The sequence below is a fragment of the Companilactobacillus musae genome (assembly GCF_003967595.1).
Lineage (GTDB): Bacteria > Bacillota > Bacilli > Lactobacillales > Lactobacillaceae > Companilactobacillus > Companilactobacillus musae.
Genome location: NZ_BIFW01000011.1, coordinates 13,288 through 29,948 on the forward strand (window position 1 = coordinate 13,288; position 16,661 = coordinate 29,948).

Below are 16,661 nucleotides of genomic sequence, written 5' to 3' on the forward strand. Positions count from 1 at the left end.
CTTCAATTCCCTGTTTATTGATAGTCCTAAAGGCCATTAAATATGGCCGTCCCCAGAATTACCATCACATAATTCAGGTCTGAATTTTATCGCCAAGCAAGAATTTATTACCACTGAAACCTTACAAGACATATTGTATATTTATTTTGCCACTAGCTTTTATCCTAATATGTAAACTTTTCTATCAAAAATTAGAATATTTATTTATGTAATTAATGGTATATTTCAAATACTTACTATCTTTATTTGAATTTAAAATTAGTTTTCTTCTATTAATGTAACCATGATAAGATATTACAGAACCACTAATAGAAAGAGGGATTTTTAAATGAAAATTTATTTTGCCAATGGGCTATTTGCTTTAGCTGACCGTATGTTCAACGAATTCGTTGTTGAAAAAATCAGAAAAATGGATGATCAAATCGAAGTTTACCTTCCACAAGAGAATGGTGATATTAATGACAAGATGAACTATGCCGACTCAATCAAAATTGCTCAAGAGGATAACAAAGAACTCTTGTCATCCGATTTAGTAGTCGCAATTCTTGATGGTGACACAATGGACGACGGTGTTGCCTCAGAAATCGGTTTGGCCTTTGGAAAAGAGATTCCAGTTATTGGAGTTTATACTGATCTACGTCAACATGGTTACGAAAACCCTGAAAAGCTTGCTGCCGTAAGGGGTCTTGGCGAAAATCCTTTCGCATATATTAATAATTACACTATTGGTTTAATTAAAATGAATGGCGTAATGGTTAACAATATTGACGATATGTTAAGTGCAATCAAAAAATATTCCGAAAAATAATTTGTGTTTTTTGACAAAATTGTATTTCAATTCGATTACGCAGTCTTTACAGTTAAGTTATAACTAATTTACAGTTGGGTTATTTTCAACATTTCATGACCTAGACGTTATATGATTACTCTCGTTGAGAAAATTAATAAATAAGTTTTTTAATTCGGGGGAATCCTTTTATAATGAAGATCAAAAATATTGCAGCATCAATCCTAACAGTTACAACTCTTGCTTTAATGGGAGTAACAACAGCCACACAGACTGTTAGTGCTGCAACAGTATCAATGGATACCAGTAGTGTCATCTATATTTCAAATGCTAACGGAGCACAACTTTATTCGCTCTCTGGCCAAAATGGTTCAATGGTAACTACAAATCAAAGTTTAGCTAATCAATCTGGTTGGCAAACAAACAAGACTATCAATGTTGATGGTTCTGTTTACTATCAAGTAGCAGAAAATACATGGGTTGCTGCGGGCGATACAACTGACCAAGCACCTGCTGTTGCCGTTAATAAAGATATGTACGTTCAAGCTAATGGTGGCGTAAATATTTACGATGCACCAAATGGTAATTACACAGGTTTCGTTAATGGTGGCGATAAGGTTTATGCCTCAGAAAGTAAAACTGATCAAAGTGGTGCTACATGGTACAACATTGGTAATGGTTGGATTAAATCTGACTTCCTTTCAAATGATAACGTTAAAGAAACATTAACAATGTCTGCAACAGCTTATGATCCCGTTGTCTTGGGCTCAGATATGGGTTACAGTGGTGTTGCCGCTAACCTATCAAAATTCCCTAAGGGAACACATCTAAGAATTACAGACAGTAACGGTAAGGTTTATGACCGTGTCGTAAATGATACAGGACTTTTTGCTTACAGCAATCCTAATCAATTAGATATTGCTATGCCTAATTCAGAGGCATTACAATTTGGTCGTCAAAATATTACTGTTCAAGTACTTGGATAATTAAATTTAATATAGATATTAAGAAAGGATTGAATCTGTGAGGGATTCAATCCTTTTTTGACGTACAAAAAAAGAGCCCTCACTCATCGAGGACCCTCAAAATATGCGTGATAAGATGAAATTTACTGCAGTTTCATCAAATGAACCTTACTACTTAAAAACATATCTCTCTTTTTATAATATGTATTTTATTTCAATTAAAGAATTCTAGCGAAACATGTAATGATCTTGTGCGACTACTCAATAAAGTCGATCTTATGTACACTCTTGTCACTAGCTTCTAAAGTGCCATTGAACTGTATAGCCATAAATGGATACTGTTCCTAACACTTCACCGTTACCACATATCTAATATATCATCTAATAACAATGTTTACAATTTTTTGATTCAAAAAAAGAGCCCTCCATTGAGGACTCCTAGTAGATATAAGTGGCAAGATGAAATTTACTGCAGTTTCATCAACGTTAAAATGAATCTAAACCTTAAATGAATCTTACTACTTGAAAACATATCTTACTATAATGCTATACGTAATTCGTTCAACTAATGGATCCTAGCGAAACACGTATTGAGTTTGCGCGACTACTTTTTAGGTCGATCTTATGTTAACTTTTGTCGCTAGTTCCAAAAATGTCGTTGAACTGTACTGACTCTATCTTTCCTTTGTTTCTTACTAATCCTATCATACTAAACGATAAAACTTTCTTAATCAAACTATTCTAGGGCTACAGTTCCTGACACTTCATCTTTACCACATCTATAATATAGCACCTTTAGTAAGCGTTTACAAGAATTATGTTTATTCACTATTTATCCACTAAAAAAGGGTTCTCACTTGTGGAGAACCCCCTAGTTAGATATAAGTGGTAAGATGAAATTTACTGCAGTTTCATCAACGTTAAAATGAATCTAAACCTTAAATGAATCTTACTACTTGAAACATATCTTACTATATGAATCTATATTGTTTGTTCAACTAAAGGATCCTAGCGAACTATGTATTGAGCTTGCGCGACTACATTAATTAGGTCGATCTTATGTTAACTTTTGTCGCTAGTTCCTAAAATGCCGTTGAACTGTATTTCCTTCATTTTTTTGCTCTTTACTAATCCTACCATCTCCTGAAAAAAACGATAAAACTTTCTAAATCAAAATCTTTTAGGGCTACAGTTCCTGACACTTCATCTTTACCACGTCTTTAATATAGCATTGTAAGTAAGCGTTTTCAATACTTTATTTGGACTTTTTGTAAAGTCGTTCATTTTCTTTAATTTCACTTAAATAGAACTTAGTATCAACGGTAATTGGATCAACAATTGTACCATCTTGATATTCAATCTGATACATCTTTTCATAATTTGAAATACTTAGTTTTTGACGATTAGTCAACATTTTTTGTAAAGCACTCTTATCCACAACTTGTTCAAAATCTGGTTGAACTTTGGCACTGTACAATTCCCCTACAGCACCTGAACCATAACTAAACAATAATAATTGTTCATTTGGTTGTGCGCCATAAACGAGATATGATAATAGGCCTAAATAAAGCGAACCAGTATAAAGATTACCGACTTCTCGACTAAACTTAATACTTTCCTGATAATGTTTTGTTAATTCCGCATACTTAGTATCTGAAACAGTTTCTTCAAGTGTTCTAAGTGCCTTAGTCCCCATTTTAGTATAAGGAATATGGAACAACATTGTTGAAAAATCATCTGCTGTCATACTATATTTATTTTGAAATTTTTGCCATAGAGTTTGAAAGAAATCGACATATACTTGATTAGAAAACTTTCCTCTAGCAAAAGCAGTTTTAGAGAAGGTTGGACGCCAGAAATCACCAACGTTTCGGGTCATATAAACTGATTTATGATCTAATTTCAAAACCCGTGGATCTTTACTAATAATCATTGCCACTGATCCAGCACCCTGAGTCACTTCTCCTGGTGTTTTAATGCCATAACGAGCAATGTCTGTAGCAATTACTAAAGCTTTTTTATCAGGATTTAAACTGACAAAATCATAAGCGCTTTGTAGACCCGCAGTTGCTCCATAACAAGCTTGTTTTATTTCAAAAGCTCTGATATCTTCTGGTAATTCCAAAAGGTCCATTAAAAAGGCAGCACTCGATTTAGATTCATCAACACTGCTTTCAGTTCCAACAATCAATAATCCGATGTCTTTTTTATCTTCAGAGGTTAAAATACTGTCAGCGGAACTAGCTGCCATAGTTACAGCATCCTGATAAGGTTGTGGAACAGCTTGTTTATCTTGACCGATTCCAATCGTGAACTTATCTGGATCGACATTTCGAGCCTTTGCTAATTCAACAATATCAATGTAATCCTTAGGCACATAAAAGCCTATTTTATCAATACCTATATCCATTATTTACTCCTCAACTCCAATAATATATTTTCTGCATTCTTAATCGTATATTCTTTAGTTCGATTTAATTCTTTTGCAACCAATTCAATTTCGTCACCGATTGCACCTGCTGAAACTGCTAGTGATTTACTCTGTAACCCCATATGCCCAGCTTGGATACCTGTTGTTACTAGCGCTCTTAAAGCCGATAAATTATTAGCCAAACCAACTGATCCAACAACTGATTGCAATTGTTTGCTATTTTCAATTCTCATCATAGCCAAACTCAATTGTGCCATTGGCAAAGCTCGAATTGCTCCACCAACACTACCTAATTCAATTGGCATCTTCAACATACCTAGTAATCTATTACCAACAATTTGCCAATCACTGAATGGTTGATATTCCCCCGATTCTAAAGCAAAACTATGGGCAGCGGCCTCTTGAGCTCGAAAGTCATTTCCAGTAGCTAGAAGGACTGCATCTATACCATTCATAATACCTTTATTATGTGTAACCGCCCGTTTGACGGATTCTTTAGCAAAAGTAGCCAATTGAACAATCCTCTTGGCTACTTCCTCACCAGACATCTCTGACGTCTTTAATTGTTCAAAATCAATTTCAGCTTTAACAGTAATAATCTGACCTTGACCACTATTGGACAAAATACTACATAAGACATCCCCTGATATTAAATCTGATATTTTTTTGGCGGTCTTCTCTAAAATTGTATTAACCAAATTTGCTCCCATTGCATCAACTGTATCTATCCCTAACTCAACTTCAACAAAATTAGGATATTGATTAAAATTCAAGGAAACTATCCCGCCACCTCTTTTTATCAAGCTAGGGTGGGCCATTTGAGCAAATTCCCAAATCTTTGATTTGTTATCTTTTAAAATACTCAACTGTTCTGCTGTTATTTTTTCCAAAACAATTTGTCCATAAACTATTCGTGACGTAGGATAAGTTTTAAAGCCTCCACTATTTTTAATCCTCTTAGCTGCGTTAGAAGCAGCTGCTATAACTGAAGGTTCTTCAATCACCATTGGCACTACGTACTCTTGACCGTCAACTAAAAAATCAGTTGCAAAACCATATGGCAAACTAAAACTGCCAATTTGATTCTCGCTTAGACTGTCAGCTAAATCAGTCGAAATAGTCTGTCTTTTTTTCAGTTGTTCTGCCTGTTGGACTGTAATATAACCATGATCTAATAGAAACTGTCTACGCTGTTCATCAGTCATCTCATAGATTTTCATATAAGTTTTACACCCATAGCCATAGCCATACCACCGCCAATACACAATGAAGCTAGCCCTGAAGTCTTATGCTCTTGTTGTAAAGAATTTATTAACGTAGCAATCATTCTAGTTCCGGTAGCCCCTAGGGGATGTCCTAAGGCAATAGCCCCTCCATAGATATTCAAACGATCCATTGGTAATTGTAAATCTCGACTTACAGCTACCGCTTGAGCTGCAAAGGCCTCATTAACTTCAAATAAATCATAATCGTTCAAATCAGTATGATAACGGTCAAAATACTTATTAATTGCATAGTATGGAGCATATCCCATATAGTTAGGATCAATTCCAATTTCAGTGTATCCAGTAACTTCGGCTACATAATCAAGCCCTAATTCCTTAGCTCGACTAGCTCTCATCAAAATAAGTGCTGCCGCCCCATCATTGATCGGTGAAGAATTGCCGGCCGTTACTGTTCCCTTTTTATCAAAAACAGTTCTTAATTGTCCCATTTGTTCCAATGTAGTTGCCGGACGAATTGATTGATCGGTTACAATCTGTTCACCGTCAACTTCAATTGGAATAATTTCTTTGGCCAAATTTTTTTCTGCTTGATGAGCTTTTTGATGAGAATCATAAGCAAATTTATCTTGTTGTTCTCGTGTTACATGATATTTTTTAGCAACATTTTCAGCTGTAATCCCCATGGGAAGGTGATTAAAAGCATCATTTAAGCCATCATTAAACAGTGTATCTGATAATTTAGGACTAACTTCCATTTTTCCCGTTCTAGGAGCATAGAAAGGTGTATTTGACATACTCTCAACACCACCAGCAACCACAATTTCAGCATTTCCCATTGTTATGGCAGAAATGCCTTCATAAATTGCTTTCATACCTGATCCACAAACTTGGTTAACTGTCATCGCAGTAGCATCAACACGTCCGCCAACATTCAATTCAATCTGACGAGCGGTATTTTGTCCCATACCGGTTTGATAAACATTTCCAAAAATAAATTGATCGATAATTTTAGGATCAATTTTATTATTACTTAATAATTTCGAAACTAACTGTGTTCCTAACTGTACTGCTGATAAACTAGCAAATTGACCTCTAAATTTGCCAATAGCGGTTCTTTTTGCATCTATAATTACGATTGGATCCATTATTTATGTCCCTTCAAACTTGGTAGAATATCTTTAAGCCTTTATCATAATTTAATTACTCAATAAAAACAAATAAAAGGTTGGAAAATTCTTATGCGTACTATTGATTTAATCTTATTACTAAACGATTTTAAAAAGAATAATCGAATCTTTGTCGAAATTGATAATCAACGTTTAGCCGTCGTCGATTTAGAAGTAATCGACGATGAAATAATTCTTAAAACTTCCAATAAATTGCACGGTTTAAAAAATTGGGAATTTCTTCTGCTCCTTAACAAAAAAGAATATTATGAAATGCCGGTTTTCTTTAATATCAAAAACAGCCATCGTCAACTCTTCGGTTTCAGAGTTGCCAATGACTGCTTATTACTCGGTTAATTATTTAGAAGCTTTTTTATTGTTAGAAGTTTTTTCTTCTGCTTGTAGTTTCTTGGCAAGATCAAGAATATATGGTTTCAATTCATCTTTAACTTCGGGATGAGTCAATCCATATTCAATATTTGTCTTAACATAGCCAAACTTATTACCAACATCGAATCTTTGCCCCTTAAATTCATGAGCAAAAACGCGTTGTGTCTTATTCATACGATCGATTGCATCTGTTAATTGGATTTCATTACCAGCACCTGGTTTTTGAGTTGCTAGTAAATCAAAAATTTCAGGTGTTAACAAGTAACGACCAATAATGGCAAGATTACTTGGAGCATCTTCAACTTTTGGCTTTTCAACAAACTTCTTAACGTTGTATAAACCCGGTGCATTCTCTCCTTCAGGATCAATCACACCATATTTAGAAACATCTTTTTCAGGAACTTTCATAACGGCAATTGTCGAAGCATGAGTTTTTTCATAATCATCAATCAATTGTTTTGTCAAAGGAACCTTATCTTTCATCAAATCGTCGCCTAACATAACGATAAATGGTTCATCAGCAATAAATGATCTAGCTTGAGCAACAGCGTCACCCAAACCATTTGGATGAGCTTGACGACTGTAATACAAGTTAACACCTAAATTAGTTGTATCTTGAACAACTTTTAATAATTCAGTTTTATTCTTAGATTCAAGATTTTGTTCCAATTCTGGTACAGAATCAAAGTGATCCTCGATTGAACGTTTATTTTTACCAGTAATAATTAAAATATCTTCGATACCTGACGCCTTAGCTTCTTCGACGATAAATTGAATTGTTGGTTTATCAACGATTGGTAGCATTTCCTTTGCCAAAGCCTTAGTTGCTGGCAAAAATCTTGTTCCTAATCCTGCTGCTGGTATAATTGCTTTTCTAACTTTCATTAATTATTCTCCTTTTTCATGCGACTGCAAATAACTAGTTAATCTACCAGTACTTTTCCTTAAATATGGACCACCAAATGCTTCCGCAAAAGCAACATTGATTGCATTTCCAAATAAAAAGATTGTCACTGACATATTCACCCATAATAAGAACACAATAATAGCTCCAATGGCACCGTAGTTATCCCAAGCTGACCCAAAATATTTCAAATAATATGAAAATAATTGAGACAATCCTAGAAGTCCGATACTAGTGATGATCGTACCTGTTATTATGTAATAAAACTTCAGATGGATATTAGGTAAAAAATAAAATAAAGCAAAAACGATCAAAAACATTATAACAATAGCAAACGGCCATTTCCATCTCATAAATTCATCCAAAAGCCGCGAATTCACATGCAGCAACGGAATGAGCCAATTCAAAAAAATTTGTCCGAATGTAAACGTTACAATTGCCGCTACACCAATAACCAGTAACATTAGAGTTGTAAGGAAAGCTAAGCCTCGACGAATAATATAATTGAGGAAGGTTTTTTCAACAAAAAGACTATTAACGTCCAAGCCGTATGCTTCATTCATGGTCATTTGTACTATATTTAAACCACGAGAAATCGCCCAGAGAGCCACAATAATACCAATTGACAAGATACCTCTATTTGAACTAGACAAAACTTTTATAATCGTTGGCAATAAATAATGGTGCAGATCATCTGGCAAAATAAACTCAATATATTCAATAACCGTGGGTTTATCTAATCGCAACAACGGAATCAAGTTTCCAACAATAATGATGGCTGGAAACAGCGACAATAAAATATAATAAGTTATTGCTTTTGAAGCCAAAGGCACGTTAGAGTCGCTCATTGCTTGAGTGACATATTTAACAAAGCCAATAAACTTTTGACGCTTGTTTAGCGATTGTCGAAATAGTGGTATCTTTTTTTCTTCTCCCATTATTCACACCAACAATTAAAGTAAGTATTTAGCATCATATTCTGGATCTTGTGATGTCAAGATCTTAGGACCATCTTTAGTGATAGCAATAGTATGTTCATATTGAGCCGAATCGGTTCCATCAGCTGAAACAAAGTATTCCCAACCATCAGCTTTAACGAACTTATCTTTAATTTCCCAAGTACCTAGATTAACCATTGGTTCAATTGTAATTGTCATACCTTCACGTAATCTTAAACCTTGACCCGGTTCACCATAGTGAGGAACATTGGGAGCTTCGTGCATTGTAGGTTGAATACCATGACCAATTAAATCACGGACATCGCCCATGTGGTTTTCATCTTCAACATAGTGTTGAATTGCATGACCAATATCACCAATGCGATTACCAATAACTGCTTGATCAATTCCTAAGTAAAGTGCCTTGTGAGTAACATCCATCAACTTTTGATCTTCAGCTGACAAGTCGCCAACAGCATATGTCCAGCAAGAATCACTTTCATAGCCATTCAAATTAACTGTCATATCAACTTTTAAAACGTCGCCACTCTTTAAGATAAGGTTCTTTCTGGGAATACCATGAGCTACTTCATCGTTAACGCAGACACAAGTTGCATATTTGTAACCTTCAAAACCCTTTTCTGATGGACGACCACCGTGAGATTCAATATAGTCATTGGCAAAGTTTTCGATTTCCATTGAGGAAATTCCTGGTTTGATAATATCACGCAAACCAATATGTGTATTAGCAAGTAATTCTCCGGACTTTCTCATTCCTTCAATTTCTCTTGCAGATTTTAATGTAATCACTTTTTAACATGTCCCTTCAAAAAAATGTTAATTTCATTATAACATTCCAGTGGTTTTTGATTTAGATAGCTGGTAATATTAATTTTTGCTATAATATCCCAAGATATATAAAGTTGAGGCGACAATTTATTATGACAAAAGTAAAAATCGTATACGCCAGTATTACTGGTAATGACGAAGACATCGCATATGTACTAACAGAGAAATTTGAAGAACTTGGTTGTGATGTGGATATGAGCGAAGTTTCTCAAACTGATGCAGCTGACTTTGAAGATAGTGATATTTGTGTTATTGCTAGCTATACCTATGATCAAGGTATTGTACCTGATGAAGCTCTGGACTTTTACGACGACATGCAAGACCTTGATTTAAGTGACAAAGTCTACGGTGTCTGCGGCTCTGGTGATACCTTCTATGAAGACTTTTGTCGTGCCGTCGATGAATTTGCCAAAAGATTTGAAGATATCGGTGCCACTAAAGGTGCTGAACCTGTCAAAGTTGAACTTGATCCTAATCAAGATGATATTGATCATCTCGACAACATGGTGGAACAAATCTACAAAAAGGCACAAGAAATGGATCTTTAAAAATGAATTTAATAAAAAAATATCGTAATTTTTGGGTGTATTGTTTCTTTGGGTTTCTAGCATCGTTGATCAACATTGGCATTTTCGATATCTCCCATAACTACTTTCATATTCCTTTGTGGATAGCTAATACGGTTGCTTGGTTTATTTCCAACTTCTTCTCATTTTTCGTTACCAAGCTGTACGTCTTCAAGTCAGAAATGGAAAATTTCAAAAAACTTTTTCAGGAAGGTTTTGTTTTCCTAATTTCTCGAATCTTTTCATTGATCTTTGATGATCTCTTTATGATTTTTGCAGTCTTGATTCTTCCTTGGAATAATCTGATAATCAAAGCTATCGATCAGATTATCGTCGGACTTTTCAACTACTTCTCTTCTAAACTTATTTTTAGTTATAATAATCGCCATTTGATTGAACGACTTAAAAGTTTGAAAGAAAAACGAAGTCGGGATGAAATTTGATTTGATATTAAAACACCCATTACTTCAAAAAAAGAGTAGCATCTATTAAGTTTCTCAAGGTATATCCGTATACCTGAATACTTAATAGACGCTGCTCTTTTTTATATCTAAATTTAAAAATAACTAATTAATAAAGTAATACGCTAGTCTGAAGCAACAAAGAAAATGGGCTCAGTCACGAAATTATTCTTTGTGACAATAAGGCCGAGCTTGAAGACTGTCGGCAATGCCAAAAGGCTCCAAGTTGTACCCACTATGTTCCAGCCCAATTTTCTTTGTTGTGGAGGACGGAATTTTTATTCAAATTCACTTGGTCTATCAGTTGTTTGTTTAAAGTAATAACTGATTGAATCAAGAATTCTATCCGACGCGTTACCATCACCGTAAGGGTTCTTAGCATTGGCCATACGATCGTATTCAGTTTTATCCGTAATCAAACGAGTCATTTCTCTTTCAACTACTTCGGCATCTGTTCCAACCAACTTCAAAGTTCCAGCTTCAACACCTTCTGGACGTTCAGTTGTATCACGCAAAACCAAAACTGGTTTACCTAATGATGGTGCTTCTTCTTGAACACCACCAGAATCAGTCATAATGAAGTAACTTCTTGATGCTAGGTTATGAAAATCTACTACATCTAATGGTTCAATCAAGTGTACTCGATCAACATCACCTAAAATATCCTGAGCTGTCTTTTGAACAACTGGATTCAAATGCACTGGATAAACCAATTCAATATCATCGTGCTTAGCAACAACCTTCTTCATTGCTTGGAAAACTTGTTTCATTGGTTCACCTTGGTTTTCACGACGATGCATTGTGATTAAAATCATTTTCTTATCAGGATCGATCACATCTAAGATATCATGATGATAATCTTTATGAACGGTACTTCTCAAAGCATCAATGGCTGTATTTCCAGTTACAAAGACATGGTCACCATTGTGATTTTCTTTTAACAAGTTTGCTTTACTTTCATTTGTTGGGGCAAAGTAAATATCGGTTAAATCATCAGTCATTTGACGATTCATTTCTTCTGGCCATGGTGAATACTTATTCCAAGTTCTCAAACCAGCTTCAACATGTCCAATGGCTGTTTGGTGATAAAAGGCTGACAAAGCAGCACTAAACGTTGTAGTTGTATCACCGTGAACTAGGACAATATCAGGCTTTTCTTTTTCAATAATACTATCTAGTTCCTTCAAAACCAATCCTGTAATACCGCTAAGTGTTTGACGTTCCTTCATGATATTTAAATCATAATCAGGCTTGATTTTGAAAATTTCCAAAACAGAATCTAACATTTCACGATGTTGAGCCGTCACAACCGTCACTGTTTCGAAACGGTCACTGTTTTGTTTTAATTTCAAAACTAATGGTGCCATTTTAATTGCTTCTGGTCTCGTACCAAAAACAGTCATAACTTTAATTTTATCCAAAATTATCACCTCAATAAATTAGTTCCAGTATATCAAAGATGGCTTTATTAATATAGGTAGTTACGATTTCTATTAATTTGTGAATAGATATGGTTATAATAAAAACATTATGATAAATTTAACAGTCCTCGTCATCCTTAGTATCTTAACAACACTTCTTGCTTTTTTCATAGTTATGGCAATTTACAACACTTTCATTAAATCAGATAGCAAAAAATATTGGTGGTTGATCCTATTCTTTCTACTAATTCTCTATTTAATAACGTTTTATATCTATTTTCATTTTAGGTAAAACGCTTACTGAAATACTTTTTTAAAAAAAGTATTAATTTCACTCACTTTGAGTTAGAATTATTAATGTATTCAAAATAATGAATGGAATTTTTGGAGGATTATCGATGGTTTTAACAAACGGTAACGAAATTTTCAATAACGCCCGTAAAGGCAAATATGCTGTTGGTGCTTTTAACATCAACGACTTGGAATGGACACGTGGTATTTTAGCCGCTGCTCAAGAAACAAATACACCTATCTTGGTTCAAACATCAATGGGTGCTGCTAAGTATATGGGTGGTTACGAACTATGTCTACACCTTGTACAAGACACAATCAAATCAATGGGTATTACAGTTCCAGTTGTAATGCACTTGGATCATGGTAACTACGAAGCTGCCAAGGAATGTATCGAAGTTGGTTACAACTCAGTTATGTTCGATGGTCATGACCTACCATTTGACGAAAACCTTGAAAAGACAAAGGAAATCGTTAAGTTAGCTCATGCTAAGGGTATGTCTGTTGAAGCTGAAGTTGGTTCAATTGGTGGTACTGAAGATGGTATTACTGGTCTTGGTGAATTAGCTGATGTTGAAGAAGCTAAGACACTTGCTGCTACTGGCGTTGACTACCTTGCTGTTGGTATTGGTAACATTCATGGTGTTTACCCTGACAACTGGAAAGGTTTAAGCTTTGACCGTCTACAAGAATTAGCTGCTGAAATCTCAACACCACTTGTTCTTCATGGTGGTTCAGGTATCCCTAAGGAACAAATCGTTAAGGCTATCTCAATGGGTATTTCAAAGGTTAACGTTAATACTGAATTGCAATTAGCATTTGCTAAAGCAACTCGTGAATACATCGAAGCCGGACATGACCAAGATGTTGACGCTAAGGGTTATGACCCACGTAAATTGCTTGCACCTGGTACAAAAGCAATTACTGATACAACTATCGAACGTATCAAGTGGTTCGGTACACCTTCAGTTAAATAATTTAATTGATAAATTAAGACAAGGACTTTGGTCCTTGTCTTTTTTTGTTCTCAAAAAATTTTACTACTATATAGATTCATTTTTGAATAAAATATTATTAAAATTATGAGAACATACTTCTATGGATCCCATGATATACTCGAAAGTGAAAACGGTTACAAGTAAATATTCTGAGTATACGGAGGTATTCCCCTATGAAGGTAAAACAACTATTATGGTCAATGATAGGAATAATTATTTTATTCTTCATGTCCCCTATTAATATTTCTATCCAAGCTAAGGCTGCTGACATGCCTAATTTGGAACAAATATATAGTAATGCACCTCAAGGTATGAAGTTAGGCGATTATGTTGACATCCCTACCTCTTATAAAAAAACTAACAGCACTACTACTGTTCCTAGTTCTGGCAAATTGATCACAGATTACTCTACTAATATCATTCAAATGATCACTACCAAATCAACAAACAAACAACAGTTAGGTTCATTCTTTGGAAATATTATAACTGACAATGGTAATAGAACATATAACTATTTTGACTTGAATAAACCTCAAGAAATTTCCGCTTGGATTTATAGCGGTACTAGTAATGCGGGTGGAACGGCTACTGATGGTTTTGCTTTCGTTTTGCAAAATGATCCCGATGGTTCAAATGCCATTTCTAAAATCAACGGAACTCCAACTGCAGGACAAACTTTGGGTGTTTGGGGAAATGCCTCTGGTGGTGGTATTCAAAATAGTATTGCCTTGGAATTTGATCGTTATCAAAATACTTCAACTTCTGGCAGCACTAATAACTATGACAATAATTCTTACACCATGCCCTCTGGTTCAAATTATTCACAAGCCCTAAAAGATCAACATATTTCCTGGAATTATCCTGGTGATAAAAATTCTTATACTGGTAAAAATATTTTAATGCACCGTAGAACTCCAAATACAGTCACCAACCTTGTTCCAATGGCCGGTGATGATGGAGTAATGTTTCCGTATAATCCTCAAGACTTTTGGAGACATATCTTGATCACATATACGCCACCAGCCAGTGGTTCAACGATCAGTACTATTAATTATAAATTTAACGACAAATATCCTGATGGTACAAGCAAAAATTATGGATTTATTAATAAAGGTACTTTGAATGTTGACAATAAACAATTTAATTCTACCGATGGTAAAGTTTACTGGGGTTTCACTGCAGCCACTGGTTCCCCATCATCAGGAATTTCAGATGTCGCTATGGTTATAGAAAAAATGCCAGCGATCGCCGAAGTTAAAGCAACTGTCGATGCTCATGATTTAACAACTAATCGCAGCAGTTCCGAAATGGGATCTACGACAAATAATCAAGGTCTAACAGTTTACAATCCTTTGGATACTTATGATGGTGATGGTATTCAATTTGAATACAATCTTCAATACGTTTCAGGATTATCGGAAACTGGATCCATTCAAACTCAAATTGCTTTACCCGAACACGTTACTTATAGCGGTGACAGTACGGGTTCAATTGGATCCGTTGTATATTTGGATTCAAATGGTAAGGAGATCAAACGAACTAATATTAACAAATCCCAGATAAAAAAAGTCACTGTTACTATTCCAGCTACTAACAGCTATGACCCTCCAACTTACAAAACCATTGATGGTTTAAAATTAGATCTTGATACCTTAAAAGATCCACAAACTAAAATTCAAATTCTAATCAACGGATTTGCAACTGCACCTATTTCTAATCAGGCAACCATTACCGACGTTGAATCTGAACATACTTCTTACCGTAGTGATAACTACAGCGGAGACATTGTCAGTCCCCCATTAACCATCAGTAATGATAAATTAGTTATTGCCAACACGAACAGTTTGAACCAAACGGTTGATATCGGTAGTAAAGCCAAATTCACTGGTACTTTCAAAAATACATTCAATACTCCTTTTGATGGAAATGATTTGGCAGCTACTGTTCGTGTCTATGATCAAAATAATAATTTAATCGATATCAATCGAAATGAAAATATCACCGCTCTGTTAGGTAGTACTGAAGGAAAATTTGATTTAAGTTATGACACCTCAAACTTTAATGTCGGTCAAACTTATACTGTTAAAATAACTTTAAGTGATCAAAAAGAGCGTATTTCAAATACGTTAACTTACACGCTAACTCCTTCAGATAAGGATCTAGTTCTCAGTAAATTTACTTCTGAACAAGCTGCCTATGAAAGAGGTCAAGATATCACTCAAAGATACCGTACCAAATATTCAGACGGTTCCACTAATATTGATTTAACCAAAGCCAAAGTATACATGCAAATTGATAATGGTGACTGGGAAGAATCAACTATCTCAGCAGAACAAATTCTTTTCTCATATGATTTTAATATGACCATTCCTAAAAATACGCTTGAACTTGGCGATCATACTGTTAATATCTACATCAATGACGGTGTTCGTAAATCCAACACTTTACAGTTAAAGTTTAAAGTAATTGAAAATGGTATCATCCTAACCCCTAAAGAAAAAACTATCACTGTTTCTGACAACTCCCCTGTCAACTTGGAATGGTCTACTAAATTCTCTTCTGAAGTAAATAATGCTAAAGATCCTGTACCACAAAAGAAAGTTCTTCAAATTAGAAATTTGGACCAACCTGACATGCAGGAATTTAAAGATTTTTCTGTTTATCAAAACAGTGCTAACACAACAACTCCTATTGATTCATTCAAAAGCACTTTTGACTTTTATCTCAATCCAATCGATCTAAGAGGTAAAAATCTACTTTTGGACTTACTAAAAGAAGGTAAAAACGAAATCAAAATGTCTGTTACTGATGGAACCTATACTTCTAATGAAGAGACCGTTGTAATAAACGTACCTAAATTAACACTCGAAGCAACTCCTGAATTCAAGGACTATTACTCCAGTTCGAAAAATTCAACCTTTACAATGTCTTTAACTTATAACTACCTTGAAGATTCCAATTATACAAGTGATCTTAAAACCGTTCCTGTTTCACTAGTGACTTACTTAAAGTATGGGGATACTAGTACCGGTTTTCTTTCGGCCAATACTAGTTTGAATTCACCCGAAGAAAAAAATTTGTAATAAGTGGTGGAGTTTTCCAATTCCCATTCATTAAAGGAAACGACTATGAAATAGAATTAACTGTTTCTGACCCTTATGGCAGAGTTTCAAATGTTACTCCATTTACCTTCCATTATCTTGATAAATATTTTGCATTACAAGTCGACAAATATCAGTTTGAAGATATTAAGTATGACGACCCAACC

At 34.8% G+C, this 16,661-nt stretch carries 14 protein-coding genes; 7 read left to right on the plus strand and 7 right to left on the minus strand.

Annotated elements, in window-relative coordinates; translation table 11 throughout:
- Window positions 1–328: 328 nt before the first annotated feature.
- Together LAB100_RS10625 and LAB100_RS10630 are read left to right on the plus strand one after the other, a co-directional pair.
- Complete coding sequence (locus tag LAB100_RS10625) at window positions 329–808, plus strand: nucleoside 2-deoxyribosyltransferase (RefSeq protein WP_119327007.1); 480 nt, start codon at window positions 329–331, stop codon at window positions 806–808.
- A gap of 173 nt (window positions 809–981) precedes the next feature.
- Window positions 982–1,773, plus strand: a complete 792-nt coding sequence (locus LAB100_RS10630) for an RlpA-like double-psi beta-barrel domain-containing protein (RefSeq protein WP_119327008.1) — start codon at window positions 982–984, stop codon at window positions 1,771–1,773.
- Window positions 1,774–3,007: 1,234 nt separating this feature from the next.
- On the opposite strand, the gene LAB100_RS10635 is transcribed toward LAB100_RS10630, so the two are convergent.
- Genes LAB100_RS10635 through LAB100_RS10645 form a run of 3 tightly spaced genes read right to left on the minus strand, consistent with a single transcriptional unit; the run spans window position 3,008 to window position 6,554 of the window.
- Window positions 3,008–4,162, minus strand: coding sequence for a hydroxymethylglutaryl-CoA synthase (locus LAB100_RS10635; RefSeq protein WP_119327009.1), 1,155 nt, complete (start codon window positions 4,160–4,162; stop codon window positions 3,008–3,010).
- Complete coding sequence (locus LAB100_RS10640; protein WP_119327010.1) at window positions 4,162–5,403, minus strand: hydroxymethylglutaryl-CoA reductase, degradative; 1,242 nt, start codon at window positions 5,401–5,403, stop codon at window positions 4,162–4,164. Before LAB100_RS10640 ends, LAB100_RS10635 begins: the two co-directional genes overlap by 1 nt.
- A complete protein-coding gene (locus LAB100_RS10645; protein WP_119327011.1) occupies window positions 5,400–6,554 on the minus strand; it encodes a thiolase family protein in 1,155 nt (384 codons plus the stop codon). The genes LAB100_RS10640 and LAB100_RS10645 overlap by 4 nt, the downstream gene beginning before the upstream one ends.
- Window positions 6,555–6,647: 93 nt before the next feature.
- Between LAB100_RS10645 and LAB100_RS10650 the strand changes: the two genes are divergently transcribed.
- Complete coding sequence (locus LAB100_RS10650; protein ID WP_119327012.1) at window positions 6,648–6,932, plus strand: hypothetical protein; 285 nt, start codon at window positions 6,648–6,650, stop codon at window positions 6,930–6,932.
- On the opposite strand, the gene galU is transcribed toward LAB100_RS10650, so the two are convergent.
- From galU to map, 3 genes are read right to left on the minus strand one after another with little or no spacing between them, the layout of a single operon-like run.
- Complete coding sequence (galU, locus tag LAB100_RS10655; RefSeq protein ID WP_119327013.1) at window positions 6,933–7,850, minus strand: UTP--glucose-1-phosphate uridylyltransferase GalU; 918 nt, start codon at window positions 7,848–7,850, stop codon at window positions 6,933–6,935.
- A gap of 3 nt (window positions 7,851–7,853) precedes the next feature.
- Entirely contained in the window at window positions 7,854–8,807 is a 954-nt protein-coding gene (locus tag LAB100_RS10660; protein ID WP_119327014.1) for a YihY/virulence factor BrkB family protein, read from the minus strand.
- Between the two features lie 15 nt (window positions 8,808–8,822).
- On the minus strand, window positions 8,823–9,617 hold the full coding sequence (gene map, locus LAB100_RS10665) for a type I methionyl aminopeptidase (protein ID WP_119327015.1): 795 nt from the start codon (window positions 9,615–9,617) through the stop codon (window positions 8,823–8,825).
- Window positions 9,618–9,748: 131 nt separating this feature from the next.
- Between map and LAB100_RS10670 the strand changes: the two genes are divergently transcribed.
- Together LAB100_RS10670 and LAB100_RS10675 are read left to right on the plus strand one after the other, a co-directional pair.
- Window positions 9,749–10,204 (plus strand): flavodoxin, encoded by a 456-nt coding sequence (locus tag LAB100_RS10670; RefSeq protein WP_119327016.1) that lies wholly within the window; start codon window positions 9,749–9,751, stop codon window positions 10,202–10,204.
- A 2-nt stretch (window positions 10,205–10,206) separates the two neighbouring features.
- Window positions 10,207–10,665, plus strand: coding sequence for a GtrA family protein (locus LAB100_RS10675; RefSeq protein WP_119327017.1), 459 nt, complete (start codon window positions 10,207–10,209; stop codon window positions 10,663–10,665).
- Between the two features lie 296 nt (window positions 10,666–10,961).
- Here LAB100_RS10675 and wecB read toward each other — a convergent pair whose 3' ends face one another.
- Window positions 10,962–12,104, minus strand: coding sequence for a non-hydrolyzing UDP-N-acetylglucosamine 2-epimerase (wecB, locus tag LAB100_RS10680; protein WP_119327018.1), 1,143 nt, complete (start codon window positions 12,102–12,104; stop codon window positions 10,962–10,964).
- Window positions 12,105–12,502: 398 nt separating this feature from the next.
- Here wecB and fba point away from each other — a divergent pair, with 398 nt between their 5' ends.
- Window positions 12,503–13,372 (plus strand): class II fructose-1,6-bisphosphate aldolase, encoded by an 870-nt coding sequence (gene fba, locus LAB100_RS10685; RefSeq protein WP_057867538.1) that lies wholly within the window; start codon window positions 12,503–12,505, stop codon window positions 13,370–13,372.
- A gap of 194 nt (window positions 13,373–13,566) precedes the next feature.
- A complete protein-coding gene (locus tag LAB100_RS10690) occupies window positions 13,567–16,476 on the plus strand; it encodes an L-type lectin family protein (RefSeq protein ID WP_119327019.1) in 2,910 nt (969 codons plus the stop codon).
- Window positions 16,477–16,661: the final 185 nt, after the last annotated feature.

Excerpts from the sequence above, each read along its gene's own strand:
- LAB100_RS10625 (WP_119327007.1), top strand. The coding sequence starts at position 329 with ATGAAAATTTATTTTGCCAATGGGCTATTTGCTTTAGCTGACCGTATG.
- LAB100_RS10630 (WP_119327008.1), top strand. The coding sequence starts at position 982 with ATGAAGATCAAAAATATTGCAGCATCAATCCTAACAGTTACAACTCTT.
- LAB100_RS10635 (WP_119327009.1), bottom strand. The coding sequence starts at position 4,162 with ATGGATATAGGTATTGATAAAATAGGCTTTTATGTGCCTAAGGATTAC.
- LAB100_RS10640 (WP_119327010.1), bottom strand. The coding sequence starts at position 5,403 with ATGAAAATCTATGAGATGACTGATGAACAGCGTAGACAGTTTCTATTA.
- LAB100_RS10645 (WP_119327011.1), bottom strand. The coding sequence starts at position 6,554 with ATGGATCCAATCGTAATTATAGATGCAAAAAGAACCGCTATTGGCAAA.
- LAB100_RS10650 (WP_119327012.1), top strand. The coding sequence starts at position 6,648 with ATGCGTACTATTGATTTAATCTTATTACTAAACGATTTTAAAAAGAAT.
- galU (WP_119327013.1), bottom strand. The coding sequence starts at position 7,850 with ATGAAAGTTAGAAAAGCAATTATACCAGCAGCAGGATTAGGAACAAGA.
- LAB100_RS10660 (WP_119327014.1), bottom strand. The coding sequence starts at position 8,807 with ATGGGAGAAGAAAAAAAGATACCACTATTTCGACAATCGCTAAACAAG.
- LAB100_RS10670 (WP_119327016.1), top strand. The coding sequence starts at position 9,749 with ATGACAAAAGTAAAAATCGTATACGCCAGTATTACTGGTAATGACGAA.
- LAB100_RS10675 (WP_119327017.1), top strand. The coding sequence starts at position 10,207 with ATGAATTTAATAAAAAAATATCGTAATTTTTGGGTGTATTGTTTCTTT.
- fba (WP_057867538.1), top strand. The coding sequence starts at position 12,503 with ATGGTTTTAACAAACGGTAACGAAATTTTCAATAACGCCCGTAAAGGC.
- LAB100_RS10690 (WP_119327019.1), top strand. The coding sequence starts at position 13,567 with ATGAAGGTAAAACAACTATTATGGTCAATGATAGGAATAATTATTTTA.